This is a genomic window from Streptomyces vulcanius, assembly GCF_042653945.1.
GTDB classification, from domain to species: domain Bacteria; phylum Actinomycetota; class Actinomycetes; order Streptomycetales; family Streptomycetaceae; genus Streptomyces; species Streptomyces mangrovi.
The window spans coordinates 45229-63436 of sequence record NZ_JBHSFK010000020.1 but is presented as its reverse complement, the minus strand read 5'-3'; the positions used below and the strand labels follow the sequence as shown (position 1 = coordinate 63436).

Sequence of the window (18208 nt, the reverse complement as noted above, 5' to 3'; positions counted from 1 at the left end):
CGTGGAGTCCGAGGAGTTCCTGCTGGTCCGCGATCTGCTGCGGTCGTTCGCGGCCCGCTACCGGGTCGGCTCCGCCGACGAGGCGAAGCCCGCCGGCCGCACGGCCGCCCAGGACGCGCTCGACGCGCTCGGCCTCGGCGGCCTGCGCCGTACGGCACCGCCCGCGGCCACCGTCCAGGAGTGCGCGCTGCTCGCCGAGGAGCACGGCGCCCACCCGCTGACCACGTCCCTGCTCGGTACGGTCCTGCTCGCCCCCGAGTTGATCCGTCTCACCGGTGCCGCGGCGGAGGCGACCGCGTCCGCGCCCAGGGCCCGCCGCGGCCACCCGACCAGCGCCCGCGGCGCGCCCGGCGCGTCGGCGGGCGGATCCCCCGCCGACCCCGGCGGAACCCCCACGGTCGCCCTGGCCCCCGACCTCCGCTTCCCCGGCGTGGCCCCCTCGGAACTGGTCGCCTGGGACTCCTCGGGCGCGGACGGCGCCCTGTGCGTGGACGCCGAAGGAACCGTGACCCGGGCCGGGTTGGGCGCCCCCGCCCCGACCGCCGACCTGCTGCGCGGGGTACGCACCGCGCACCCCGGCCCGGTCGTCGGCAGGCTCACCCCGGACGGGCTGCGGCGCTGGCAGGCGTACGCGCTGGTCATCGTGTCGAGCGAACTCGTCGGCGCGGCACGCGCGTTCACCGCCCTGAGCGTGGACTACGCCCGCGAGCGCCGCCAGTACGGGCGGCCGATCGGGTCCTTCCAGGCGGTACGGCATCTGCTGGCCGACGCGACCGTCCTGGTGGAGGCGGGGACGAGCGCAGTCCGGTACGCCGCCTGGTGCCTGGACCACGAGCCGGCCGACCGGGCGCTCACCGCCGCGCGGGTCGCCAAGGCGGAGGTCAACTCCTCGGCCGTGGAGGCGGTGTACACCGGAATGCAGGTGTTCGGCGGGATCGCGCAGACCTGGGAGCACGTGGCCCATCTGTATCTGCGCCGGGTCCTGCTGGGGGCGAACGTCCTCGCGACGACCGCCGACCTGCTGCCCGCGCTGGCGGAAGGGGAGGCGGCTGCATGACCACTCCCGCGGACCTCCCCCTGGAGTTCGGCGACCCGGCCGACCTGGAGCGGCTGCGTGCCGGCTTCCGCGCCTGGCTGGCCGGGCACCCCCTCCCCGAGCGCCTCCCGGACGAGCCGCTCCCCCTCTTCCTGCACCGCTGGCACCGGCTGCTGCACTCCGGCGGCTGGGTCGGCCTCGACGTCCCCGAGGAGTACGGCGGACGCGGCCTGACGGCGCTTCACCAGGTCGCCGTCAGCGACGAGTTGGGGGCGCGCGGCGCGCCCGGTGTGCCCCGGATCGGGTATCTCGCCCACGCCCTGCTGGAGTTCGCCTCCGAGGAACAGCGGCGCCGGCTGCTGCCGCGCATGCTCGCCGGGGACGACGTGTGGTGCCAGGGCTTCAGCGAACCGGGCGCCGGTTCCGACCTCGCGGGGATGTCGACGTACGCCGAACGCCTCGACGACGGCCACTACAGCGTGCGCGGGCAGAAACTCTGGACGAGCTACGCCCAGTACTCCGGCTACTGCCTGCTGCTGGCCCGCACCGACCGCGCCGCTCCCCCGCACTCCTCCCTCACCGCGTTCGTGCTCCCCCTCGACCGGCCCGGGGTGACCGTGCGCCCGCTGCGGGCGGCCAACGGCGACGACGAGTTCTGCGAGCTGTTCCTGGACGGCGTACGGCTCGCGGACTCGGAGCGGATCGGGGCCGAGGGGGACGGCTGGGCGCTGGCGATGACGACGGTGTCGTACGAACGCAACGCGCTGGACACCGGCCATCTGTCGAAGTACGGGCTGCTCGTGGAGCGGCTGCGGCGGACCGCCCGGGAACGGGGCGGGGAGCTTCCCGACGGGCTGCGGTCGGAGATCGGGCGGTGTTTCGTCGACTACGAGGTGCTTCTCGCGCACGCCCGCCGGCGTATCGCGGAGCGGCGCGCCGGACAGGCCGCCGGGCCCGAGACGTCGATCGACAAGCTGCTGATGACCCGGGCCGAACAGCGCCTGTACCGAACGGCGTTGCAGGTGTTCCCGGACGAACTGCACGGGCCGGGCGGGGAGGTCTTCGCCGAGTTCCTGTACTCCAGGGCCGCCTCCGTGTACGGCGGCACGTCGCAGATCCAGCGGAACATCATCGCCAAGCGCGTGCTGCGCCTGACCGACGGAGCCGACTGATGGACCAACCCGTGCGTCATGACCTGGAGTTCCTGAGCATCCCGAACGTCATCCGGCGGGCCGCCGAGCGGTTCGGCGACGCACCGGCGCTCATCGACGGCGAACTGCGGCTGAGCTTCCGGGACTTGCGGGAGCTGATGCTCCGGGCGGTGCGGTCGGCGGTCGCGCTGGGCATCCGGCCGGGCGACCGGGTCGGCCTGTGCGCTCCGAACTCCACGGAGTGGATCGTCGCCGCCGTCGGCATCCAGGGCGCCGGAGGGGTGGTCGTCCCGCTCAACACCCGTTTCAAGGCGGGGGAGATCGCCTACATCCTGCGCAGGTCCGGGGCGCGGGCGCTCTTCGCCGCCGCGTCCTTCCTCGGCACCGACCACCTGGCCGACCTGCGGGCGGCCGACCCCTCTCTGCCCGCGCTCGGCACCACGGTCTCCCTGCTGGGCCCACGCGGTTCGGCCGGGCTGTCCTGGGCGGAGTTCCTGGACGCGGGCGCGGAGTTGGACGAGTCCGTCGCCCAGACGGCGATCGACAGGATCACCCCGGACGACGTCTCCGACGTGATGTTCACCTCCGGCACGACCGGCCATCCCAAGGGCGTGATCCTCACCCACGGCCAGTCGCTGCGCGCGTACGGCTGGATGTCCGAGGAGTACACCTTCCGCGCCTCGGACACCTTCCTGGTCGTCCCGCCGTTCTTCCACTGCTTCGGCTACAAGGCGGGCTGGCTGGCGTCCTTCCTGCACGGTGTGACCGTCGTGCCCATGGCGGTCTTCGACGCCGGGCGGGCGCTGGAGATCATCGAGCGGGAGCGGGTGAGCATCCTCCTCGGCCCGCCCACGATCTTCCACGACCTGCTCCACCACCCCGGCCGGCCCGCGCGCGACCTCTCCTCCCTGCGGGTCTCCATGACCGGCGGCACGACGGTCCCGGAGTCCCTGATCCGGGCGATGAAGAAGGAGCTGTCCTTCGACATCGTGCTCAGCGCGTACGGGCTGACCGAGTCGACGGCCCTGGTCACGACGACGCGCATCGGCGACACCGAGGAGACGGTCGCCCGCACCACCGGCCGCCCCATCCCCGGCGTGGAGGTCAGGATCGCCGCCGACGACGGGCGGGGCGTCGGGGAAATCCTCGTACGCGGATACAACGTCACGCGCGGCTACTGGGACGACCCTGAGGCGACCGCCGAGGCGGTCGGCCCCGACGGGTGGCTGCGCACGGGGGACGTCGGGCAGGTCGACGCGGCGGGCAACCTGGCGATCGTCGACCGCAAGAAGGAGATGTTCATCGTCGGCGGGTTCAACGCCTACCCGGCCGAGATCGAGAAGCTGCTGCTCTGCCACGAGGGCGTCGCGCAGGTCGCGGTGGTCGGTGTGCCGGACGAGCGGCTGGGCGAGGTGGGCTGCGCGTTCGTCGTCCCGCGGCCAAAGGCGCGGCTCACCGAGGCGGACGTGGTGGCCTGGGCCCGGGAGCACATGGCCAACTTCAAGGTGCCGCGCCATGTGCGGTTCGTCGGGCGACTCCCGCGCAACGCGAGCCAGAAGGTGCTCAAGCACGAGTTGCGCGCGGAATTCGGAGCCTGACATGGCGACAGCGAGCGGGCCTCTCGCCGGGATCACGGTCGTGGCGCTGGAACAGGCCGTGTCGGCGCCCTTCTGCACCCGCACCCTCGGCGACTTCGGCGCCCGGGTCATCAAGGTGGAGAACCCGGACGGCGGTGACTTCGCCCGGCACTACGACGACGTCGTGCACGGTCTCGGGGCGCACTTCGTCTGGCTCGGCCGCGGCAAGGAGTCGGTGGCCCTGGACCTGAAGTCCGAGGCCGGGCTCGCGGTGCTGCACCGGCTCCTCGACCGCGCCGACGTGCTCGTCTCCAACCTCACCCCGGGTGCCACCGCCAAGCTGGGTATCGCCCCCGCCGACCTGGAGGTCCGTCACCCCGGTCTCATCCCGGTCGAGATCGACGGGTACGGCCCCGGGGGCCCGCTCTCCCACAAGCGCGCCTACGACCTGCTGGTGCAGGCGGAGTCGGGGGTGTGCGCGGTGACGGGCCGGCCCGGGCAGCCGGCCAAGCCCGGGCCGCCGGTGGCCGATGTGTCTAGCGGTCTGTACGCCGCGCTGTCCGTGGTGGCGCTGCTGTACGCCACGGGGCGGGGGCAGCCGGCCGCGTCGGTGGCGGTGAGCCTGTTCGACACGATGACCGAGATGATGGGGTACCCCCTGACGTACACCCGGTATGCGGGGATCGACCAGCAGCCGCTCGGCATGAGTTCGCCGGCGGTCGCGCCGTACGGGGCGTACGGGACGGCCGACGGGCAGACCGTGGTGCTCGGTACGACGAACGACCGCGAGTGGGACCGGCTGGCCCGTGATCTGCTGGGCCGACCCGACCTCGCCGACGACGACCGGTTCCGTTCGAACGCAGGGCGGGTCGGGCACCGGGCCGTGCTGGACACGGAGATCGCCGCCTGGTGCGCCCGGCACGACCTGGCGTACGTCCAGGACCGCGCGGACGCCGCCGGGATCGGCAACGCCCGCTACAACACGCCGAGCGAGGTCGTCGCCCATCCGCATCTGGCCGCACGCGACCGGTGGCGGGAGATCGACACGCCGAACGGACCCGTTTCCGCGCTGCTGCCGCCCGCGGTGATCTCCGGCTACGACCCGCCGATGGGCGCGATTCCCGCGCTCGGCCAGCACACGGACGCCGTGCTCGCCGAACTCGGGCTGAGCGAGGGCGAGATCGCCGCGCTGCGGGAGCGGGGGGCCGTGCGGTGACCGTGCTGCTGACGAGCGACAGGGACGGTGTGCGCACCCTCACCCTCAACCGCCCGCACCGCAGGAACGCGCTCGACGCGGAACTCTGGGAGGCGCTGCGGGCGGCCCTCGCCGAGGCGGGCGGCGACCGGAGCGTGCGGGCGCTGGTGCTGACGGGGGCGGGCCGGGCGTTCTGCTCGGGCGGCGATGTCTCCCACGGGGTGAGCGCGGCCCATCCCCTCTACCGGATGCGGACGTTGACCGATCTGGCGCTGCTGCTGCACGAGCTGCCGGTGCCGACGGTCGCCAAGGTGACCGGGGTGGCGGTGGGCGCGGGCTGGAATCTGGCGCTGGGCTGCGATCTGGTCGTCGCGACCCCGGAGTCGACGTTCTCGCAGATCTTCGCGCGGCGCGGGCTGTCCCTGGACCTGGGCGGGTCCTGGCTGCTGCCGAGACTGGTCGGGCTCCAACAGGCCAAGCGGCTGGCCCTGTTGGCGGAGACGATCGACGCGGCCGAGGCCCGGGCGCTCGGTCTGGTCACCTGGGTGGTGGACGGCGACAAGGTGGACGCCTTCGTGGACGACGTCACCGCCCGGCTGACGGCCGGGCCGCCGGTCGCGCTCGCCCAGACCAAGGCGCTGCTGCACGAGGGCGCCGACCGCACCCTGCGGGAGGCCCTGGCGAACGAGGCGCGGGCGCAGTCGGTCAACTTCGCCTCCGCCGACGCCCCGGAGGCGTATGCCGCGTTCGCGGAGAAGCGCGTCGCGCGGTTCACCGGCGACTGGGCGGTACCGGGACGGGCGGAGGACGCGTGATGCGGGAAGCGGTGATCGTGGCGGCGGTGCGGACGCCCGTCGGGAAACGGGGCGGGGGTCTGGCGGAGGTGCACGCCGCCGATCTGTCCGCCGCCGTGCTCACCGCGCTGGTGGACCGGACCGGACTCGGCCCCGCCGCCGTCGACGACGTGATCTGGGGGTGCGTCTCCCAGGTGGGCGACCAGTCGGGCAACATCGGCCGGTACGCGGTGCTGGCGGCGGGCTGGCCGGAGAGCGTGCCGGGGACGACGGTCAACCGGGCCTGCGGGTCGAGTCAGCAGGCGCTGGAGTTCGCCGTCCAGTCGGTGCTGTCCGGGCAGCACGAACTCGTCGTGGCGGGCGGGGTGGAGGTGATGAGCCGGGTGCCGCTGGGCTCGGCGCGGGCGAGCGGAATACCGTACGGGCCCCAAGTCCTGGCCCGCTACCAGGACTTCTCCTTCAACCAGGGGGTGTCCGCCGAACTCATCGCGCGGAAGTGGGGGTTCACCCGGACCCGGCTCGACGAGTTCGCGGCGCTCTCGCACGAGCGCGCGGCCGCCGCGCAGGACGCGGGCGCGTTCGCGGCGGAGACCGTGCCGGTGGCGGGTGTCGTGGCCGACGAGGGGATCCGGCGGGGCAGCGGCGTCGAGAGCCTCGCCGGGCTCAGGCCCTCCTTCCAGGAGGACGGCGTGATCCACGCGGGGAACGCCTCGCAGATCTCCGACGGGGCCGCCGCCCTGCTCGTCACCACCCCCGAGAAGGCGCGGGAGTCGGGCTGGAAGCCGCTCGTGCGGTACCGGGCGGGCGCGGTGGCGGGCTCCGACCCGGTGCTGATGCTCACCGGTCCGATCCCGGCGACCGAGAAGGTGCTGCGCAAGGCGGGCGTGGCGCTGTCCGAGGTCGGGGTGTTCGAGGTGAACGAGGCCTTCGCGCCCGTGCCGCTGGCCTGGCTCGCCGAGACCGGTGCCGATCCGGGGCGGCTCAACCCGCTGGGCGGGGCCATCGCGCTCGGCCATCCGCTGGGCGCGTCCGGCGCCGTCCTGATGACCCGGATGATCCACCACATGCGGGCCCACGGCATCCGCTACGGGCTGCAGACCATGTGCGAGGGCGGCGGCACCGCGAACGCCACCCTCGTCGAACTGGCCGACTGAAAGGGCGGGTTGTGCGCCGGGATCTGTTCACCGCCGACCACGAGGCGTTCCGGGACCTGGTCCGGGACGTCGTGGCGAAGGAAGTGGTGCCGCACTACGCCGACTGGGAGAAGGCGGGCCGGGTGCCCCGCTCGTTCTTCGAACAGCTCGGCTCCCTCGGCCTGTTGGGGACGGCGTTACCCGAGGAGTACGGCGGCGCGGGCCTGCCCGACTACCGGTACAACGTGGTGCTCCAGGAGGAGGCGTACCGCGCCCTGGTCACCCTCGGCACGGTACGCACCCAACTCGACGTCGTCCTGCCCTACTTCCTCGCCTACGCGGACGACGCGCAGCGGCGGCGGTGGTTCCCCGGGCTGGCCTCGGGCACGCTGCTCACCGCCGTCGCGATGACCGAGCCCGGTACCGGCTCCGACCTCGCCGGGATCCGTACGACCGCCGTGCGCGACGGGGACACGTACGTGCTGAACGGGGCGAAGACGTTCATCACCGGCGGGCTGCTGGCCGACCTGGTGATCGTGGTGGCGCGTACGTCGTCCGACCCCGGGGACCGGCGGGCCGGGCTGACGCTGCTCGTGGTCGAGGACGGTATGCCCGGGTTCACCCGCGGGCGGGTGCTGGACAAGCTGGGCATCAAGGTGCAGGACACGGTCGAGCTGGCCTTCGACGGCGTACGGGTACCGGTGGCCAACCGGCTCGGCGAGGAGGGTGCCGCCTTCTCCTACCTCGGTCACAACCTCCCGCAGGAGCGGATGACGGTCGCGGTCGGCTCGGTGGCACAGGCCCGCGCCGCGCTCGACACCACGATCGCCTATGTCAGGGAGCGCAAGGCGTTCGGCCGGACGGTCGCGTCCTTCCAGAACACCAAGTTCGAACTGGCCGCTGTATCGGCCGAGTTGGAGGCGGCACAGACCATGCTGGACCGGGCCGTGCGCGAACTCGTCGACGGTCGCCTGACGGGGGCCGACGCGGCGCGGGTCAAGCTGTTCTGCACCGAGGTCCAGGCCCGGGCCGTCGACCGGTGTCTTCAACTCTTCGGCGGATACGGCTACATGCTGGAGTACCCGATCGCCCGGCTGTACGCGGACGCCCGCATCACCCGTATCTACGCCGGGACGAGCGAGGTCATGAAGGTCATCATCGCCAAGTCGCTGGGACTGTGAGGCACATGGAGGACTTCGAGGACTTCTCCGACCGGCCGGGGGTCGCGTTCGTCGCGGGCGGCACCGGCGGTATCGGCGCGGCCGTCGTACGGACCCTGGCCGCGCGCGGCAGCGCGGTGGTGTTCACCTACCGGGCCGGCCGGGAGGCGGCGCGGAAGCTGGCGGAGGAGGTGAAGGCGGTCGCGGCGCCGGCGGTCGACCTCACCGACGAGGAGGCGACGGCCAGGGCGGTGACCGGGACGGCCGAGGCGTACGGCGGGATCCACACGCTGGTGTACGCGGCCGGTCCGCATGTGCCGATGCGGCATCTGAGCCGGGTGTCGCCGGGCGAGTACCGCGCCCAACTGGAGGCGGACGCCGTGGCGTTCTTCAACCTCGTCCACCCCGCGCTGCCGCTGCTGCGGGCGAGCCGGGGCAGCGTCGTCGCCGTGACCACCGTGGCGACCCGCCGGTTCCCGGTGCGCGACGGGCTGTCCTCGGGTGCCAAGGGCGCCGTCGAGGCGGTCGCCCGCGCGCTGGCCGCCGAGGAGGGACGGTACGGGGTCCGGGTGAACTGTGTCGCGCCCGGCATGCTCACCGACGGCATCGCGGGCCGGCTGATCGAGTCGGGCGAGCTGGACGACGCGGCGCTGGCCGTCACCCGGCGCAACATCCCGCTGCGCCGCTTCGGGAAGGCGGCCGACATCGCGGAGGCCGTGTCCTTCCTCGCCTCGGACCGGGCCGGGTTCATCACCGGGCAGGCGCTGGGGGTGGACGGCGGCTACAGCGTGTGAACCGGCTCCCCGGCGACGAACGCGGCCCGCACGAGGTCCGCCGAGAGCACGTCGAGCGCCTCCCGCAGGGGTACCTGGAGCAGACACAGGTCGGCGGCCGAGCCGACCGCCAACTGCCTTGGTCGGGCGGGGTGTTCGGGGGCGCCGAGGAAGAGACGCAGGGCGTCCTCGGGCGGTACGGCCTCCCCGTCGGCGCGGTCGACGGCCGCCCGCATCACCGCCCACGGGTCGTCGGTGCCGTACGGCGCGTCCGTGCCGGCGGCCAGCGGGACGCCCGCGTCGGCCAGGCTGCGGCAGCGGTAGAGGTGCGGGCGGTCGTCGGGGTGGACGTCGGTGGCGTAGGCCTGCGCGCGTTCCACCGGGAAGTGCGGCTGGGTCACCACCGTCACACCGAGCCGTCGTATCCAGTCGACCGTCTCCACCGGGACGACGGCCGCGTGCTCGATGCGGTCGCCGTCGGCCGGGCCGACCTCGTCCAGGGCGAGCAGGGTCACCAGCAACTGCACCCGGGTGACGCAGTGGACGGCGACCGGCCGGGGCCGCAACTCCGCGATGGTGGCGGCGAGTTCGCCGGGAGTGGGGAGTGTCGGGTCGTCGAGCGTCAGCTTCACCGGCGGGTCGACGGACATGACGAGGAGCCGCTGCGGCAGCACGGCCAGCGTCTGCGCGAGTCCGGCCCGGGGGTGCGGGTCGGCGTTGGTGAAACCGGTGACACCGCGCCGGGCCGCCCGCCGTCCCACCGCCGGCAGGTCGATCGCGACGGCCGGGACCAGATGGCCCAGGCGCTCGTCCGCCCGCCAGAGACGCCCGTCCCCGTCGAGACCGGCGGCCCGCAGCGCGGCGCTGTTGAGGAACCACATCGCGCCGCTGCGGTGCTGGATCCGCACCGGCCGGTCGGGCACGAGGGCGTCCAGCACCGCGCGGTCCAGCTCCCCGGCGACGCTCTCGTGGTAGCCGACGGCCCGTACCCACTCCCCCGGCTGCCCGGCCCGCAGCGCCTTGGCGAGACCGGCGCGGCCGTGCACGTCGGCGGGGCCGACCCGCACCGAGGCGGCCTGCGCGGCCAGGGCCGTGAGGTGGATGTGATGGTCGTGCAGGCCCGGCAGCAGCGCCCCGCCCCGCCCGTCCACCCCGTCCGGCCCGCCCAGTCCCGGCCCGATCTCCACGATCACGCCCTCGGCGATCCGCACGTCGACCGGGCCACGCCGCCCGGCAACCTCGACGCCCCGGATCAGCACGACCGCCCCCTGGAGCCCTCGGCACCCCCGGGCCGCCGGGCGGGACATCGACACGCCACACCCACGCACCGCGCCGGCCTCACACCCACGTGTCGCCTCGGCACCCCCGACCCCACACCCACGCACCGCGCCGCCACGACCGGGCACACACCCACACGTCGCCTCGGCACTCCCGGCACTCCCGGCCCGCCCGTCCCGTTCGATCCCGGGAGCGGGCCAGGGCCGCCGTGGCGAGGTGGTTCCCCGTCTCCGGCGGTCAGGGAGTGGGCGTCGGTGAGGGAGTGGCCCGGGAACACCGGGCCGCCGTCGCGGCCGTACCCGGTGTCGCTCACCCGGCCCCGGAGGCGCCGGGCGGCGTGGACGGCGAGCCGGCGCAGGGCCGCGATGACGGTGTCGGCACCGGCGAAGGCGGGCACGGTGACGTCGAGAAGCCGGTTCTCGTGGCCGTCGTGCGGCGGACGGGAGGAGCCGGGGTGTCCGAGGCGGGCGCCGTCGGACGTGGCGGGGAGCCGGCAGCTGCGGCCCGGGAGGCGGCGGGATCCGGCCGGGCGCGCCCCCAGGAAGGACGTCGCGGGCAGAGCGACAGGGACGCCGGTGAAGTCGTCGAGCGGCCCGAGGTGCAGGGTCACGCCCCGCGCGCCCCGCTCGTCGAGAGCCGCGTTCTTCGGCATGTGAACCCCCCTCCTGGGGGACCGCGCAGCCAGGCCGGCCGACGACCTCCCGAGGACCGGCCCGACTCCGTGGTCACGCCAGTTTTGGTGGCGGGTCGTCACACGTCAAGACCCCGCCCGGCGGCGGGACGGCCCCTTCCCGTCACCGCACGACCGATACACAGAGTTTTCCCAACCGTAGACACTGGACGGGAAATGTGCATGTCGATTCGGACAAGCGGTCCAAAGGAACCCATTTCTTACCGTCGGCGATGTTTCCTCGGTGTGAGTGCGGAGTGAACGGACTGGTGCCCGAAAGGAATTCATCCGTTTTCCTACGCCATGGCCCTCCCTCGCGACTGACCGAATTCCTTCGTCCGGTTACCGGCCGACCATTCGTATGTTGACCGGCGAGTAATCACACCACTACCTTTCAACCCGTTTCCAGCAAGCGTTTCCAGCTGGCGTTCCGCGGTTGACCTGTGCCCGGCGGAATCCGGCACGCAGTCGTTGCTGTCCCGAACCCCCCACCGTGCAGTCTCACCCTTGATTCGGAGAATCATGACGTCTGCTGTGCGTTCCGAGGACATGATCATCGGCGTCACCCCGTTCGGCGAGCCCGATGCCGCGCTCGCCCTGGCGGTCGCCCGGGCCGGCGGCCTCGGTGTACTCGATTTGGGTGCCGGTGACCGAAGAGCACGGGAGGCGCTGCACCGGATGCGCCGCGCGGCACCCGGCGGATTCGGCGTCCGGGTGGGCCCGGGCTGCCGGATCGCCCCCGGCGACCTGGGGCCGGACGGCCCGCACACGGTGGTGCTCGCCGCCGACGCGCCCTGGCCGGTGAACGAACTCACGGCGAGTTTCCGGGTGTTGGCGGAGGTAACCGACCTGGCGGGCGCGCGGGAGGCGGTGCGCGCCGGGGCGGACGGGCTGGTGGCGCGGGGCGCCGAGTGCGGCGGGCTGATCGGCGAGCTGAGCACGTTCGTGCTGCTCCAGCGGCTCCTCGCCGAACCCGATCTCGCACTGCCGGTGTGGGCGTGCGGCGGTATCGGCCCGCACACGGCCGCCGCCGCGGTGGCGGGCGGGGCGGCCGGGGTGGTCCTGGACAGCCAGCTCGCGCTGCTCGCCGAGTCCGCGCTGCCCGAGCCCGCGGCCGCCGCGCTGCGCTCGATGGACGGCTCGGAAACCGTGGTCCTGGCCGGTCACCGCGTCCTGCTGCGGCGCGGTCCCGATGCCCCGCAGGTTCCGCCCGGGGCGGCACCGGACGCGGTGGCGGCCCGGCTGGGCGCGCAGGACCCCCGCGCCCAGCTGCTGCCGGTGGGCCAGGACGGTTTCCTCGCCGCCCGATTCGCCGACCGCTGGGGCGACGTACGGCGTACGGTGCGGGCGCTGCGCGAGGCGGTCGAGGCCGCCGTACACGAGGAGACGGCCGCGGCGGCACTGCGGCCGGAGTCCCCGATGAGCCGGGCGCTGGGTACCCGGCTGCCCGTGGCGCAGGGGCCGATGACCCGGGTCAGCGACGAGGCCGCGTTCGCCGCCGCGGTCGCCGCGGACGGGGCGCTGCCGTTCCTGGCGCTGGCGCTGGCCGACGGCGCCAGGACACGGGAGATGCTCGCGCAGACCCGGGACGCGGTGGGCGACCGGCCCTGGGGCGTGGGTGTGCTCGGTTTCGCGCCGGAGGACGTGCGTGCCGCCCAGCTGGACGCCGTACGGGAGCTGCGGCCGACGCACGCGATCATCGCGGGCGGACGGCCGTCCCAGGCACAGGCGTTGGAGCGCGACGGCATCCGGACCTTTCTGCACGTGCCGTCGCCGGGGTTGCTGCGGCAGTTCCTCCAGGCGGGGGCGCGCCGGTTCGTGTTCGAGGGCTCCGAGTGCGGCGGCCATGTCGGACCGCGCGGCAGCTTCCCGCTGTGGGAGGCCCAACTCGCCGTGCTGGAAGACTTCCTGGACGACGCCACGGCCCAGGAGGTCGAGGTGTTCTTCGCCGGCGGGGTGCACGACGAGCGTTCGGCGGCGATGGTCGCCGCGCTGGCCGCGCCGCTGACCGCGCGCGGGGCGGCCGTCGGGGTGCTGATGGGCACCGCGTACCTGTTCACCGAGGAGGCCGTGACGCACGGCGCGATCCGGCCGCTGTTCCAACAGCAGGTGCTGGCCGCCGAGTCCACCGCGCTGCTGGAGTCGGCGCCGGGCCATGCCACGCGCTGTGTGCCCAGCCCGTTCGCCGCCGGGTACCGCGAGCAGGAGGCTCGGCTGCGCGCGGAGGGTGTGCCGGACCGGCGGATCTGGGAGGAGCTGGAGCGTCTCAACGTCGGCCGGCTGCGCATCGCGAGCAAGGGCGTGACCCGGGACGAGGCCGGCGCCCTGACCCCGGTGGACGAGCAACGGCAGTACAGCGAGGGGATGTTCATGGCCGGGGAGGTGGCCGTGCTGCGTTCCGCCACCACGACCCTCACCGCGCTGCACACGTCGGTGACGACGGGCGCGGCCGAGCGTCTCCGGTCGCGGGCGGCCGAGTTGGGGCCGGTGCGCGAGGTGCCCGAGCCGACGGCTCCGCAGCCTCTCGACGTGGCCGTCGTCGGTATGGCGTGCATGTTCCCGGACGCCCCCGACCTGCCCACGTTCTGGGCGAACGTCGTCGGCGGCGTGGACGCGGTCCGTGAGGTCCCGGCCGACCGCTGGGACCCGGCGGTCCACCACGGCGAGTCGACCGCGTCGAAGTGGGGCGGCTTCCTGCCCCGCATCCCGTTCGACCCGCTGAGCTACGGCATCCCGCCCACGTCGCTCGGCAGCATCGAGCCGGTCCAGCTGCTGTCCCTGGAGGCGGCGCGGCGCGCCCTGGACGACGCCGGATACGGCGCCGGGGGACGGCAGTTCGACCGTTCGCGCACCTCGGTGGTGTTCGGCGCGGAGGCGGGCAGCGACCTGTCGAACGCCGCGACGCTGCGGGCGGTGCTGCCCTCGTACTACGGGCAGGTCCCGGCGGGACTGGCCGACCAGCTGCCGCAGCTCACCGAGGACTCCTTCCCCGGCATGCTCGCCAACGTGATCTCCGGGCGGATCGCCAACCGGCTCGACCTCGGCGGCGCCAACTACACCGTGGACGCGGCCTGCGCGTCCTCGCTCGCCGCGGTCGACGTGGCCTGCAAGGAACTCCTCGCCGGTACCAGCGACGTGGTGCTGTGCGGGGGCGCCGACCTGCACAACGGCATCAACGACTACGTCCTGTTCTCCTCCGTGCACGCCCTGTCCCCCACCGGCCGCTCCCGGGCCTTCGACGGTTCGGCGGACGGCATCGCGCTCGGCGAGGGCGTGGCCTGTCTGGTGCTGAAGCGGCTAGCGGACGCCGAGCGGGACGGCGACCGGATCTACGGTGTGATCAAGGGCCTCGGCTCCTCCAGCGACGGCCGCTCCCTGGGCCTGACCGCGCCCCGGCCCGAGGGCCAGCGCTCGGCCCTCGAGCGGGCCTACCGCAACGCGGGCGTCTCCCCGGCCGACGTCGGCCTGGTCGAGGCGCACGGCACCGGGACCGTGGTCGGCGACCGCACCGAACTGCGCATCCTCAGCGATGTGTTCACGGAGGGAGGGGCGAAGTCCGGCGAGTGTGTGCTCGGTTCGGTGAAGTCGCAGATCGGGCACACCAAGTGCGCGGCCGGACTGGCCGGGATGATCAAGACACTGCTGGCGCTGTACACCGGGGTCCGGCCGCCGACGCTGCACGTCGAGCAGCCCAACTCCGCCTGGGACGCGCAGGCCAGCCCGTTCGCCTTCCACGCCGAGGCCCGGCCCTGGGCGACGCCCGCCGCGGAACGGGTCGCCGGGGTCAGCGCGTTCGGGTTCGGCGGCACCAACTTCCATGTGGTGCTGGGCGCCTACGCCGACGGCGTACCGCCCGTGGCGGCCCTGGACGCCTGGCCGGCCGAACTGTTCCTGTTCCGGGGCCGGGACGAGGGCTCGGCCCGCCGGGCGGCGGAGGAACTGCTGAAGGCGGCGGAGGCCGAGGGCCGGCCGTGGCGGCTGCGGGACCTGGCGCTGAGCGCCGCCCGGCGGTCCGACGCGAGCACCGACCCGGTGCGGATCGCGGTCGTGGCGACAGATCCGGAGGATCTCGCGGACAAGCTGCGGCGGGCGCTGCGCGGCGAGTCCGACCCCGGGCACGGACTGCACACGTACGACCCGCAGGACGGCCAGGTCGCCTTCCTCTTCCCCGGCCAGGGCAGCCAGCGCACCGGCATGCTCGCCGAACTCTTCGTAACCTTCCCCGAGCTGCGCGCCCATCTGGAGCTGGGGCGCGCCCACGCCGACACGCTGTACCCTCCGGCCGCGTTCGACGACGCCGTACGCGACCGGCAGCAGGCGGCGCTGACCGACACCCGCGTCGCGCAGCCCGCCCTCGGCATCGCCGGGCTCGCCGCGCACGCCGTGCTCACCGCGGCCGGGGTGCGACCCGACATGGCGGCCGGGCACAGCTACGGCGAACTGGTCGCCCTCTGCGCGGCCGGCGCCCTGGATCCGCAGACGCTGCTGGAACTGAGCGCCGAGCGGGCGGCGGCGATCCTCGACGCGGCCGGCTCGGCCGGGGACGAACCCGGAACCATGGCCGCCGTCTCGGCCGGCGCCGACGAGGTCACGCAGGCCCTGCGGGCGGCGGGCGCACCGGACTCCGTGGTGGTCGCCAACCAGAACTCGCCGAAGCAGACGGTGATTTCAGGACCGACTGAGGCGGTCGGCGAGGCCGTGCGGCTGCTGCGCGAGGCGGGGCTCGGGGCCAAGCGGATCCCGGTCGCCTGCGCCTTCCACAGCCCGCTGGTCGCGGGCGCCGGGGACCGGTTCGGCGAGGCGCTCGCGGCCCGCCCGGTGCACGCGCCCGAGTTCCCCGTCTGGTCCAACCGCACCGCCACCCCCTACACCGCCGAGCCGGACGCCGTGCGCGCCGAACTCGCCGCCCAGATCGGCGCGCCCGTCGCCTTCGTGGCACAGATCGAGACGATGTACGAGGCGGGCGCGCGGGTGTTCGTCGAGGCCGGGCCCGGATCGGTGCTGACGCGCCTGGTCGGGCAGATCCTCGGCGACCGTCCGCACCGCACGGTCGCCTGCGAGCCCCGGCCCGGCGGCGGGCTGCCCGGCTGGCTGGACGCGCTGGCCCGGCTCGCCGTCACGGGGCTGCCGGTGCGCGGCGGCTGGCTGCTGCGCGGCCGGGACGCGGTCGACGCCGTCCGCACCCCTGTACCGAAGCGGCCCGGCTGGACGGTGGACGGACATCTCGTCCGCACCGCCGCGGGCGCCCTCCTGCCCGGTGCCCTGGCACCTGCCCGACGAGTCGTGGACCCCCTCGAGAGGACTGGGACGACTGTGACGACGAACTCCCCGCACGGCGTCCCGTCCGACCGGGACGCGCTGATCTCCGAATTCCTGCGCACCAGCCGGGAGATGATCGCCGCCCAACGGGACGTGCTGCTCACCTACTTCGGCACCACGCCCGGCGCGCAGATCGCCGCGCCGGTACTGGTGCAGCAGGCCCAGGTCGTACCCGAGGTGCCCCAACTCCCCGTGGCGGAGCCGCAAGTGGCGGCGGCACAGGTGTTGGCCGCACAGGTACCGGCGCCGGAGCCCGCTCCCGCCGGTGCCACGGACGTCCAGCAGGTCGTCCTGGAGATCATCAGCGAACGCACCGGCTACCCCGTCGACATGATCGAGCCCGATCTGGACCTGGAGGCCGACCTCAGCATCGACTCCATCAAGCGGGCCGAGATCGCCGGGGAGCTGGCGAGGCGGCTCGGCGCCGGGGCGGGTGCCGACCTCACCTCGATGGACGACTCCGAGCTGGAGGAACTGGCGAAGGCGCGTACGGCCGCAGCGGTGACCGACTGGCTCAAGGCCAGGCTGGACGGCCCGGCCGAAGCCGTAGCCCCGGTCGCCCCGGTCGCCCCGGTCGCCCCGGCTACGGAGATCTCCCAACCGGCGGAGGAAGTGACCGGAGCGCCGCCCAAGCGGCTCGTCCTACGGCCGGTCCTCCTCGAAGCCGAAGCCGAAGCCGGAGCCGAGACGCGCGACCCGGCCGCCGTGCTCTCCGGTACCCGCTGGGCCGTCCTCGGCGACGGCCCGGAGGCCGCCGCCCGCCTGGTCGCCCACGGCGCCGAGGTCGTCGTACACGGCCGGGACCACGTGTTGTCGGAGTCGGACGGGCCGCTGGACGGCGTGCTCTACCTCGGGGCGCTCGCGGGCGACGAAGCCGACGACGCGCCGGTGCTGCCCGACGCGTTCCCCGTGCTGAAGGCCGCCCTCGCGCACGGCCCCCGCCGGCTGCTGGCCGTGCGGCAGGCCGACGGCGAGGTGCCGGACGCCCGGTCGGCGGGGCTGCGCGGGCTGTTCAGGACCGTGGCGCGGGAGTATCCGGAGACGCTCGCCCGGGTCGTCGACCTGGCCGACACCTCGGCGGTCGCGGTCGCGGACGCGGTGGTCGAGGAGGCCGTGGCCGCCGACCGTACCCCGGTCGTGCTGCGCGACGCGGCCGGACGGCAGGGTCTGGAACTGGTGGAGGAGCCGCTGGGCTCGCTCGGCAGCACGGGCGCCGGACCGGCCGGGGACGGGGTCGCCGAGGCGACCGCGCTCGGCCTGGACCGGGACTCCGTGGTGGTGCTGACGGGCGGGGCCCGGGGCATCACCGCGCAGTTCGCCGCCGCCCTCGCCGGCGCCGCCCGCTGCCGTCTCGAACTGCTCGGCCGTACGCCCGCGCCGGACGGACCCGAGGACGCCGACACCGCCGCCGCACGCACCCCGGCCGAGCTGCGCGCCGTACTCGCCGCGCGGGGCGGGCTGAAGCCTGCCGAGATCAACAAGGCCGCCGAACTCCTGCTGGCCCAGCGGGAGATCACCGCGACGCTCACCGAACTCACCGCGCTGGGCAGCTGGGTGCGCTACCGCTCGGTCGACTTCCGGGAGCCGGAGGCGGTGGTGCAGGCGGTGAAGGAGATCCACGCCGAGCACGGCCGGCTCGACGGTGTGGTGCACGCGGCCGGGGTGATCGAGGACCGGCTGATCGCCGAGAAGACCGCCGAGTCCTTCCAGCGGGTCTACGGCACCAAGGCGACCGGCGCGGACGCCCTGCTCACGGCGCTGGAGGAACTGCCGTCCGCGCCCGGGTTCACCGTGCTGTTCGGCAGCATCTCCGCCGTCCTCGGCAACCGTGGCCAGGTGGACTACGCCGCCGCCAACGACGCCCTGGAGACCCTCGGCGCGGCCTTCGCCGCCCGCACCGGCGGGCGCGCGCTCACGGTGCACTGGGGTCCGTGGGCGCCCGCGCCCGGGCACGGCGGGATGGTCGGCGCGGAGCTGGCCCGCGAGTACGCGCGGCGCGGCATCCGGCTGATCGACCCGGAGGAGGGCACCGCCGCCCTGCTGCGCGAGCTGGCGTGGGGCGAGCACTCGGACACGGCTGTCGTCCACACCGCCTCGGGCTGGTGACGGCTCCGGTGACACA

The 18208-nt window shown here is 74.3% G+C and carries 11 protein-coding genes; 9 read left to right on the top strand and 2 right to left on the bottom strand.

Annotated features, from left to right (window positions below):
• Nucleotide 1: 1 nt before the first annotated feature.
• From ACFPIH_RS28440 to ACFPIH_RS28405, 8 genes are read left to right on the top strand one after another with little or no spacing between them, the layout of a single operon-like run.
• On the top strand, nucleotides 2-1057 hold the full coding sequence (locus ACFPIH_RS28440) for an acyl-CoA dehydrogenase family protein (RefSeq protein ID WP_381178060.1): 1056 nt from the start codon (nucleotides 2-4) through the stop codon (nucleotides 1055-1057).
• On the top strand, nucleotides 1054-2208 hold the full coding sequence (locus ACFPIH_RS28435) for an acyl-CoA dehydrogenase family protein (protein ID WP_381178057.1): 1155 nt from the start codon (nucleotides 1054-1056) through the stop codon (nucleotides 2206-2208). The genes ACFPIH_RS28440 and ACFPIH_RS28435 overlap by 4 nt, the downstream gene beginning before the upstream one ends.
• Nucleotides 2208-3785, top strand: coding sequence for a FadD3 family acyl-CoA ligase (locus ACFPIH_RS28430; protein WP_381178054.1), 1578 nt, complete (start codon nucleotides 2208-2210; stop codon nucleotides 3783-3785). The genes ACFPIH_RS28435 and ACFPIH_RS28430 overlap by 1 nt, the downstream gene beginning before the upstream one ends.
• Nucleotide 3786: 1 nt before the next feature.
• Nucleotides 3787-4980 carry a CaiB/BaiF CoA transferase family protein gene (locus tag ACFPIH_RS28425; RefSeq protein WP_381178051.1) on the top strand — a complete coding sequence of 398 codons (1194 nt, stop codon included), beginning with the start codon at nucleotides 3787-3789 and terminating at the stop codon, nucleotides 4978-4980.
• A complete protein-coding gene (locus ACFPIH_RS28420; RefSeq protein WP_381178048.1) occupies nucleotides 4977-5774 on the top strand; it encodes an enoyl-CoA hydratase/isomerase family protein in 798 nt (265 codons plus the stop codon). The genes ACFPIH_RS28425 and ACFPIH_RS28420 overlap by 4 nt, the downstream gene beginning before the upstream one ends.
• Nucleotides 5774-6907 (top strand): thiolase family protein, encoded by a 1134-nt coding sequence (locus ACFPIH_RS28415; protein ID WP_381178045.1) that lies wholly within the window; start codon nucleotides 5774-5776, stop codon nucleotides 6905-6907. The genes ACFPIH_RS28420 and ACFPIH_RS28415 overlap by 1 nt, the downstream gene beginning before the upstream one ends.
• 11 nt (nucleotides 6908-6918) lie before the next feature.
• Entirely contained in the window at nucleotides 6919-8067 is a 1149-nt protein-coding gene (locus tag ACFPIH_RS28410; protein WP_381178042.1) for an acyl-CoA dehydrogenase family protein, read from the top strand.
• Between the two features lie 5 nt (nucleotides 8068-8072).
• Nucleotides 8073-8840: an SDR family NAD(P)-dependent oxidoreductase gene (locus tag ACFPIH_RS28405; RefSeq protein ID WP_381178039.1), complete on the top strand. Its 768-nt coding sequence runs from the start codon at nucleotides 8073-8075 to the stop codon at nucleotides 8838-8840.
• On the opposite strand, the gene ACFPIH_RS28400 is transcribed toward ACFPIH_RS28405, so the two are convergent.
• Nucleotides 8828-10078: an amidohydrolase family protein gene (locus tag ACFPIH_RS28400; protein WP_381178036.1), complete on the bottom strand. Its 1251-nt coding sequence runs from the start codon at nucleotides 10076-10078 to the stop codon at nucleotides 8828-8830. The two genes, ACFPIH_RS28405 and ACFPIH_RS28400, sit on opposite strands and share 13 nt — an antisense overlap.
• Nucleotides 10072-10749, bottom strand: a complete 678-nt coding sequence (locus ACFPIH_RS28395) for a hypothetical protein (protein WP_381178033.1) — start codon at nucleotides 10747-10749, stop codon at nucleotides 10072-10074. Before ACFPIH_RS28395 ends, ACFPIH_RS28400 begins: the two co-directional genes overlap by 7 nt.
• Before the next feature lie 540 nt (nucleotides 10750-11289).
• Between ACFPIH_RS28395 and ACFPIH_RS28390 the strand changes: the two genes are divergently transcribed.
• Nucleotides 11290-18192, top strand: coding sequence for an SDR family oxidoreductase (locus ACFPIH_RS28390; protein ID WP_381178030.1), 6903 nt, complete (start codon nucleotides 11290-11292; stop codon nucleotides 18190-18192).
• Nucleotides 18193-18208 lie beyond the last annotated feature (16 nt).

What these genes read in the sequence shown, in the direction of transcription:
- ACFPIH_RS28435 (WP_381178057.1), top strand. Translation starts at nt 1,054, where the DNA reads ATGACCACTCCCGCGGACCTCCCCCTGGAGTTCGGCGACCCGGCCGAC.
- ACFPIH_RS28430 (WP_381178054.1), top strand. Translation starts at nt 2,208, where the DNA reads ATGGACCAACCCGTGCGTCATGACCTGGAGTTCCTGAGCATCCCGAAC.
- ACFPIH_RS28425 (WP_381178051.1), top strand. Translation starts at nt 3,787, where the DNA reads ATGGCGACAGCGAGCGGGCCTCTCGCCGGGATCACGGTCGTGGCGCTG.
- ACFPIH_RS28415 (WP_381178045.1), top strand. Translation starts at nt 5,774, where the DNA reads ATGCGGGAAGCGGTGATCGTGGCGGCGGTGCGGACGCCCGTCGGGAAA.
- ACFPIH_RS28405 (WP_381178039.1), top strand. Translation starts at nt 8,073, where the DNA reads ATGGAGGACTTCGAGGACTTCTCCGACCGGCCGGGGGTCGCGTTCGTC.
- ACFPIH_RS28395 (WP_381178033.1), bottom strand. Translation starts at nt 10,749, where the DNA reads ATGCCGAAGAACGCGGCTCTCGACGAGCGGGGCGCGCGGGGCGTGACC.
- ACFPIH_RS28390 (WP_381178030.1), top strand. Translation starts at nt 11,290, where the DNA reads ATGACGTCTGCTGTGCGTTCCGAGGACATGATCATCGGCGTCACCCCG.